Source organism: Streptomyces sp. XM83C (assembly GCF_023072675.1).
In the GTDB taxonomy this organism is placed as follows: Bacteria; Actinomycetota; Actinomycetes; order Streptomycetales; family Streptomycetaceae; genus Streptomyces; species Streptomyces thermocoprophilus.
This window is the reverse complement of the sequence record NZ_JALLGL010000294.1, coordinates 1-7,738: the sequence shown is the minus strand read 5'-3', so window position 1 is coordinate 7,738 and position 7,738 is coordinate 1. Positions and strand designations below refer to the sequence as shown.

Here is a 7,738-nt window from a genome sequence, read left to right as displayed (position 1 = left end):
CCCCCGACCCGGCCCCGCCGTCCCCCGCCACGCGCCGCCTGTTCACCGCGTGCCTGGACTTCGTCACCACCCCCGGCGTCTGGGACCTGGTCGACGGCGAACCGGACGCCGTCGCCCGCCTCCTGGCCACCGACCAGGCCCTCAGCGACCAGAAGGAGGACCGGCACCGCGCCGACGCCCTGCGCGCACTCCTCAGCTCCTCCATCGACCTCTACGCCGAACCGTGACGCCCTCCTGATCAGCGGGTACCCGGGCTCCGTCAGCGCCGAGCGACCCGCACTCCAGGAGGCGGCACGATGACCCCCGGAAAGCCGGACGGCACCGCACTCGTCGTGATCGACATGATCAACACGTACGAGCACAAGGACGCCGAGCTGCTCGTCCCCGCGGCCGAGCGGGTCGTGCCCGTGCTCGCGGACCTGATCGGCCGGGCGCGGACGGCGGACGTGCCCGTGATCTACGCGAACGACAACTTCGGACTGTGGCGGTCCCACCACGGAGAGCTGGTCGAGACCGCGCTGTCGGGTCCGCGCGCCGGCCTGGTCGAGCCGGTCCGGCCGGACGACTCGTCGCTGTTCGTGGTCAAGGCCCGGCACTCGATCTTCTACGACACCCCCATGGCGTATCTGCTGTGGCATCTGGGCGTCGGAAGGGTGATCCTGACCGGTCAGGTCACCGAGCAGTGCGTCCTGTACTCCGCCCTGGACGCGCACATCCGACATCTGAAGGTCACGGTGCCGAGGGACGCCGTCGCCTCGATACATCCCCATCTGGCGGACGCCGCGCTGGAGATGATGGAGCGGAACATGGGCGCCGGGCTCGTCCTGGCGAAAGAACTCGACTTCCACAGCTCGCGGTGATCTGGCGCGCCGGTCGGCCCGCCGCTCCCGTGACACGGCACCGCCCCCGGCCGCCCCGGCCGGAACCGGTCCCCCTCCGGCGGCCGCCGAAAGTGCTGCCATGACGGCCCCGAGGGCGGGTACCCGACCACCTCCGCACGGCGGTGGCCGGTGAACGCGCGCGGCCCTCGGCACCGTCCACGTCCGAGGAAGGCGGTTCCCCCTGATGACTCGCTCCCCTCTCGGCACCCCGGCGGGCGTGGACACGGCCGGGCTCGCGGCGGCACTGGCCGGGGAGGTGGACGGCGAGGTCAGGTTCGACGCGGGCAGCAGGGGCGCCTACTCCACGGACGGGTCCAACTACCGTCAGGTGCCGATCGGCGTGGTGGTGCCCCGTACCGTCGAAGCCGGGGCGGCGGCGGTACGGGTGTGCGCCCGGTTCGGGGCCCCGGTGCTGTCGCGGGGCGGCGGGACGAGTCTCGCCGGGCAGGCGACCAACACCGCCGTGGTGATCGACTGGAGCAAGTACTGCCACCGGCTCGTCGCCGTCGATCCCGACGCCCGTACCTGCGTCGTCGAGCCCGGGATCGTGCTGGACGCGCTCAACGGAAGGCTGGCCGGTCATGGGCTCCAGTTCGGGCCGAGGCCGTCGACGCACAGCCATTGCGCGCTGGGCGGCATGATCGGCAACAACTCGTGCGGCGCGTCCGCGCAGGCGTACGGCAAGACCGTCGACAATGTGCGCCGTCTGGAGGTGCTCACCTACGACGGGACCCGGATGTGGGTCGGGCCGACGTCGAAGTCCGAGCGGGCGCGGATCGCCGCGCGGGGCGGACGGCGCGCCGAGCTGTACGCCGGCCTGGACCGCATCGTCACCGGGCATCTCGCCGACATCCGCCGAGGCTACCCGAAGATCCCGCGCCGGGTCTCCGGCTACAACCTCGACTCGCTGCTGCCGGAGAACGGCTTCGACGTGGCGCGGGCCCTGGTCGGCAGCGAGGGAACCCTGGTGACCGTACTGCACGCCGAACTCGACCTCGTGCCGGTGCCGCCGTACCAGTCCCTGCTCGTCCTCGGCTACGACGACATCTGCGCCGCCGCCGACGACGTGCCCCGGCTCCTGGAGCACTGCTCCCCCGGGCAGCTGGAGGCACTGGACGGCCGGATGGCGCAGCTGATGCGCGAGGAAGGTACCCACCTGGCCTCCCTGAGCGCCCTGCCGCAGGGTGACAGCTGGCTGATGCTCCAGTTCGGCGGCGACAGCCAGGAGGACGTCGACGAGCAGGCGCACGCCCTGCTGCGCGCCGTGGGCCGCTCCGAGCAGGACGCCGGTGTCGCGTTCTCCGACGACCCCGAGCGCGAGCAGCGGATGCTCCGGGCGCGCGAGGCAGGGCTCGGCGTCACGGCCCGGCCGCCCGACGAGCGCGAGACATGGGAGGGCTGGGAGGACTCCGCCGTACCGCCGGAACGGCTCGGGGACTATCTGCGCGAACTGAAGGAACTCTTCGAGGAGTTCGACTACGACCGTCCGTCCCTGTACGGGCACTTCGGGCAGGGCTGCGTCCACACCCGCATCCCGTTCGAGCTGAGGACCGCCGACGGTGTCGCCGTGTTCCGCCGCTTCCTGGAGCGGGCCGCCGACCTCGTCGTCTCCTACGGCGGCTCCCTCTCCGGCGAGCACGGCGACGGCCAGGCCCGGGGCGAGCTGCTCACCCGGATGTTCGGGGAGCGGCTGGTGGCCGCGTTCGGCGAGCTGAAGACGCTGTTCGACCCGGACGACCGGATGAACCCCGGCAAGATCGTCCGTCCCGGCCCGGTCGACGGGCAGCTGCGTCTCGGCTCCTCCTGGCGTCCGACGACCCCGGCGACCCACTTCGGTTTCCCGGACGACGACCGCTCCTTCGACCGGGCGGTGATGCGCTGCGTCGGCATCGGCAACTGCCGCGGCCACTCCGGCGGCGTGATGTGCCCTTCGTACCGGGCGACCAGGGAGGAGGAGCACTCCACGCGGGGCCGGGCGCGGCTGCTGTTCGAGATGCTCGACGGGCACGCCGACTCGGCCGTCACCGACGGCTGGCGCTCCACGGAGGTGCGCGACGCGCTGGATCTGTGCCTGGCCTGCAAGGGCTGCAAGTCGGACTGCCCGACCGGTGTCGACATGGCGACCCTCAAGGCGGAGTTCCTCGCCCACCACTACGAGCGGCGACCGCGGCCCGCCGCCCACTACTCCATGGGCTGGCTGCCCGTGTGGGCGCGGCTCTCCCGCCTGGCGCCAGGGCCGGTCAACAGCGTCCTGCACGCGCCCGGCCTCGCCCGTGTGGGCAAGCGTCTGGCCGGCGTGGCCGAGGCCCGCCCGGCACCCGTCTTCGCCGGGCAGTCCTTCCAGCAGTGGTGGCGGGCCCACGGCGAGGAGGAACCCGACCCGGCCGACCCGCGCACCGTCGTCCTGTGGCCGGACACCTTCACCGGCTTCTTCCATCCCTCGATCGCCGTCTCGGCCGTACGCGTCCTCCAGGACGCCCGGTTCCGCGTCGCCGTCCCCGCCCGGCCGGTGTGCTGCGGGCTGACCTTCATCTCCACCGGGCAGCTCGTCCTCGCGCGGAAGATGCTGCGCCGCACCTTGGGCGTGCTGCGCCCCTTCCTGGAGGCGGGCACCCCGGTCGTCGGCCTCGAACCGTCCTGCACCGCCGTCTTCCGCTCCGACGCCCCCGAGCTGATGCCCGACGACCAGGACGTGCGGCGGCTGTCCGGGCAGGTCCGCACCTTCGCCGAACAGCTCGTCCGGCACGCGCCCGACGACTGGCGGCCCCCGCGGCTCGACAGGCGGGCGACCGTGCAGACCCACTGCCATCAGCACGCCGTCATGAAGTTCGACGCGGACCGCGAGCTGATGCGCCGCGCCGGTATCGACGCCGATGTCCTCGACGAGGGCTGCTGCGGCCTGGCCGGCAACTTCGGTTTCGAACGCGGCCACCACGAGGTCTCCATGGCCGTCGCCGAACTGGGCGTACTGCCCGCGGTGCGTGCCGCCGCCCCGGACAGCCTCGTCCTGGCCGACGGCTTCAGCTGCCGTACCCAGATCGAACAGGGCGGCACCGGGCGGCGGGCCCTGCATCTGGCGGAGGCCCTGGCCCTCGGCCTGGAGGGCCCGCTGCCGACCGAGCACCCGGAGCGCGGCGCCGTACGCCCCGGCCCGCCCTCCCGCGCGTCCCGCTGGGCCGCCGGCGCGGGAGCCGCCGCCGTGACCGCGACCGCCGCGACGGCCGCCGGGCGGGCGGCGGTGCGCTCGCTGCGCCGCCGCTGACCCCTCTTCACGAAGGACTACCGGAAAGGCTGCCGAACATGTCGCAGAAGGTTTCCGACCGTCTCCTCGAGCGCCTGCGCGAGTGGGGGGTGGAGCATGTCTTCGCCTATCCCGGCGACGGCATCAACGGTCTGCTCGCGGCCTGGGGCCGCGCCGACGACAACCCCCGCTTCATCCAGTCCCGGCACGAGGAGATGTCCGCCTTCGAAGCGGTCGGCTACGCCAAGTTCTCCGGCAGGCTCGGGGTGTGCGCCGCCACGTCCGGGCCCGGCGCCATCCATCTGCTCAACGGGCTGTACGACGCCAAGCTCGACCATGTGCCGGTCGTCGCGATCGTCGGACAGACCGACCGCAGCGCCATGTGCGGCTCCTACCAGCAGGAGGTCGACCTCGTCAGCCTCTACAAGGACGTCGCCTCCGACTTCTGCGAGATGGTCACCGTCCCCGAACAGCTGCCGGGCGTCCTCGACCGGGCGATCCGCACCGCCCTCGCCCGCCGCTCCGTCACCGCCGTGATCGTCCCGGCCGACGTCCAGGAACTCGACCACATCCCGCCCGGCCACGCCTTCAAGATGGTGCCCTCCAGCCTCGGCATGGCGCGGTACGCCCCCGTGCCGGGCGACGAGGACCTCGCCCGTGCCGCCGAGGTGCTCAACGCGGGCGAGAAGGTCGCCATGCTCATCGGGCAGGGGGCCCGCGGAGCCCGGCAGGAGGTCATGGCGGTCGCCGACCGGCTCGGCGCCGGCGTGGCCAAGGCGTTGCTCGGCAAGGACGCCCTCGACGACGACCTGCCGTATGTCACCGGCTCCATCGGACTGCTGGGCACCCGGCCCTCGTACGAGATGATGACGGGCTGCGACACCCTCCTCGTGATCGGCTCCTCCTTCCCCTACACCCAGTTCCTCCCCGAGTTCGGGCAGGCGCGGGCCGTGCAGATCGACATCGACCCGCACATGGTGGGGCTGCGCTACCCGTTCGAGGTCAACCTCGTCGGCGACGCCCGCGAGACCCTGGCCCGGCTGCTGCCGCTGCTCGACACGCACAGGCACCGCGGCTGGCGCCGGCAGATCGAGAACAACACCGCCCGCTGGTGGGAGGTCATGCAGCGGCGCGCCGCGGTCGACGCCGCCCCGCTCAACCCCGAGTACGTCGTCCACGCGCTGGACGGTCTGCTGCCGGAGAACGTGATCCTGTCCGCCGACTCCGGCTCGGCCGCCAACTGGTACGCCCGCCATCTGCGGCTGCGCGGCGCCATGCGCGGCTCGCTGTCCGGCACGCTCGCCACCATGGGGCCCGGGGTGCCGTATGCGATCGGCGCGAAGTTCGCGCACGGCGACCGGCCGGCGATCGCGCTCGTCGGCGACGGGGCGATGCAGATGAACGGCATGGCCGAGCTGATCACCGTCGCGAAGTACCACCACGAGTGGGAGGACCCGCGGCTGATCGTGGCGGTGCTGAACAACCAGGACCTCAACCAGGTCACGTGGGAGATGCGGGCCATGCAGGGCGCCCCGCAGTTCCTGCCCTCCCAGTCGATCCCCGACGTCCAGTACGCCGACATCGCCCGCACACTGGGCCTGAAGGGCATCCGGGTGGAGAAGCCGGGGGACGTCGTGGACGCCTGGCAGGCCGCGCTGGCCGCCGACCGGCCCTGCGTCCTGGACTTCGTCACCGACCCCGCCGTACCGCCGGTCCCGCCGCACGCGAGTCTCGACCAGATCGAGGCGGCGGCGGCCTCGGTCCTCAAGGGCGACAGCGACCGGGCGGCCGTGGTCCGCCAGGGTTTCAAGGCCAAGGTCCAGGAGTTCCTGCCGGGCCGCCGGCACCGCGCGGACCGGCCCGGCGCGCAGGACGGCACATGAACCGGCCCCCTGCCGTGGACCGGGTGGAGACGTCCGTCTACACGGTGCCCACCGACGCCCCCGAGGCGGACGGCACCCTCGCCTGGGACAGCACCACCCTGGTGCTGGTGTCCGTCGGCTGCGGCAGCGTCTCGGGCCTCGGCTGGACCTACGCGCCCGCCGCCACCGCCCACGTCGTCTCCGGCGTCCTCGCCGATGTCGTCACCGGCTCCCCCGCCCTCGACGTACCGGCCGCGAACGAGGCCATGCGCCGGGCGGTACGCAACGCCGGGCTGCCCCGCATCGCCGCCCAGGCGATCTCGGCCGTGGACATCGCCCTGTGGGACTGCAAGGCACGCCTGCTCGGCCTGCCCCTCGTACACCTGCTCGGCGCGGCCCGGAACGAGGTGCCCGTGTACGGCAGCGGCGGCTTCACCACGTACGACGACGACCGGCTGGAGCGGCAGCTGCGCGGCTGGGTCGAGGACGACGGCATCCCCCGCGTCAAGATCAAGGTCGCGGAGTCATGGGGCCGGCGCGAGGAACGCGACCGGCATCGTGTCGCCCGGGCACGCGCCGCCATCGGCGACACCACCGCCCTCTACGTGGACGCCAACGGCGGCTACGGCACCAAACAGGCCGTACGAATGGGCCGTTCGCTGGACCACGAGGGCGTGACCTGGTTCGAGGAACCCGTCTCCTCCGACCACCCGTCCGTCCTCGCCGCGATCCGCGCCCGGGTGCCCCAGGAGGTGACGGCCGGTGAATACGGCTACACCCTGCCGTACTTCGCGCACCTCCTCGCCGCCGGGGCGGTGGACTGCCTCCAGGCCGACGTCACCCGCTGCGGCGGCATCACCGTCTGGCTGCGCGCCGCCGCCCTCGCCGAGGCCCACGGCATCGACATCTCCGGGCACTGCGCCCCGCACGCCCACGCGCACGCCGCCGCGACGGTGCCCAACCTGCGCCACCTGGAGTGGTTCCACGACCATGTCCGCATCGAGCGGACCCTGTTCGACGGCGTCCTCTCCCCCGACGGCGGCACCCTCACCCCCGGCGCCGACGGCGCGCCCGGTCTCGGCCTCACCGTCGACGAGCGGCGCGCCCGCCCCTACCGGGTGGCCTGAGCGCGCGGCCTCGGCCCGTACCCGCTCCGGAGGCATCGCCGCCCGGCCCGTCCTGACGGAGGGACCGGGACACCGGCGCGTGCACATGCGTCGGCCCCTGTGACCGGGCCGCCGAGGAGGCCGGGTCACAGGGGCGCGGAGGCACAGGAGCGAGGGGCCGGTCAGCCGATGGCGACGTCGTCGACCAGGAAGATCGTCGACAGGTAGGTGCCTCGGTGCCGGCGAACTCCAGCTTCACCGTCTGCCCCTTGCAGGCGGACAGATCGACGGTCTTCTGGACGTACGAGGCACTCGCGTCGGCGTTGGACCAGGTGGCGAGCGTGGTGCCGTTGATCTTGACCTTGAGGGTGTCGTAGGCGGTGAGGCCGTACTCCTGGGTGGAGACCTTCAGCCAGAAGGTGAGCTTCGGGGAGCCGGTGGAGGGCACCGCGATGTTCGACTGGGACACGGTCTCGACGGCGGGGGCACCGTACCCCATCATCCAGGCGTAACGGGACCCGCCGTGCGCGGGCCGGAGGGTCGAGTCCGTGATGATGCCGGCGCTCTGGGTCCAGCCCGTGGTGCCCTGCTCGAAGCCGCCGTTGGTCAGTGCGTTGCCGCTCGGGGGCGTGGGGGTCGGCGTGGGGG

4 protein-coding genes and 2 pseudogenes are annotated in these 7,738 nt (G+C 72.8%); 5 read left to right on the top strand and 1 reads right to left on the bottom strand.

The genetic code is table 11. The features are described from left to right. The 5 genes and pseudogenes from MTQ10_RS25040 to MTQ10_RS25020 form a co-directional block, all read left to right on the top strand. Positions 1 to 227, top strand: a pseudogene (locus MTQ10_RS25040) (hypothetical protein); the annotation flags it as partial. 69 nt (positions 228 to 296) lie between these two features. Continuing rightward, positions 297 to 860 carry a cysteine hydrolase family protein gene (locus MTQ10_RS25035; RefSeq protein ID WP_247472421.1) on the top strand — a complete coding sequence of 188 codons (564 nt, stop codon included), beginning with the start codon at positions 297 to 299 and terminating at the stop codon, positions 858 to 860. A gap of 205 nt (positions 861 to 1,065) precedes the next feature. After that, positions 1,066 to 4,143, top strand: a complete 3,078-nt coding sequence (locus tag MTQ10_RS25030; RefSeq protein WP_247472420.1) for an FAD-binding and (Fe-S)-binding domain-containing protein — start codon at positions 1,066 to 1,068, stop codon at positions 4,141 to 4,143. A gap of 38 nt (positions 4,144 to 4,181) precedes the next feature. Then, complete coding sequence (locus MTQ10_RS25025; RefSeq protein ID WP_247472419.1) at positions 4,182 to 6,005, top strand: thiamine pyrophosphate-requiring protein; 1,824 nt, start codon at positions 4,182 to 4,184, stop codon at positions 6,003 to 6,005. Then, on the top strand, positions 6,002 to 7,111 hold the full coding sequence (locus MTQ10_RS25020) for an enolase C-terminal domain-like protein (RefSeq protein ID WP_247472418.1): 1,110 nt from the start codon (positions 6,002 to 6,004) through the stop codon (positions 7,109 to 7,111). The genes MTQ10_RS25025 and MTQ10_RS25020 overlap by 4 nt, the downstream gene beginning before the upstream one ends. On the opposite strand, the pseudogene MTQ10_RS25015 reads toward MTQ10_RS25020, so the two are convergent. After that, positions 7,068 to 7,738 (bottom strand): annotated as a pseudogene (locus MTQ10_RS25015) (hypothetical protein); the annotation flags it as partial. The gene MTQ10_RS25020 and the pseudogene MTQ10_RS25015 overlap by 44 nt on opposite strands.

Bases quoted from the DNA above. Each gene is read 5' to 3' on its own strand.
- MTQ10_RS25020 (WP_247472418.1), top strand. From the start codon at position 6,002: ATGAACCGGCCCCCTGCCGTGGACCGGGTGGAGACGTCCGTCTACACG.
- MTQ10_RS25035 (WP_247472421.1), top strand. From the start codon at position 297: ATGACCCCCGGAAAGCCGGACGGCACCGCACTCGTCGTGATCGACATG.
- MTQ10_RS25030 (WP_247472420.1), top strand. From the start codon at position 1,066: ATGACTCGCTCCCCTCTCGGCACCCCGGCGGGCGTGGACACGGCCGGG.
- MTQ10_RS25025 (WP_247472419.1), top strand. From the start codon at position 4,182: ATGTCGCAGAAGGTTTCCGACCGTCTCCTCGAGCGCCTGCGCGAGTGG.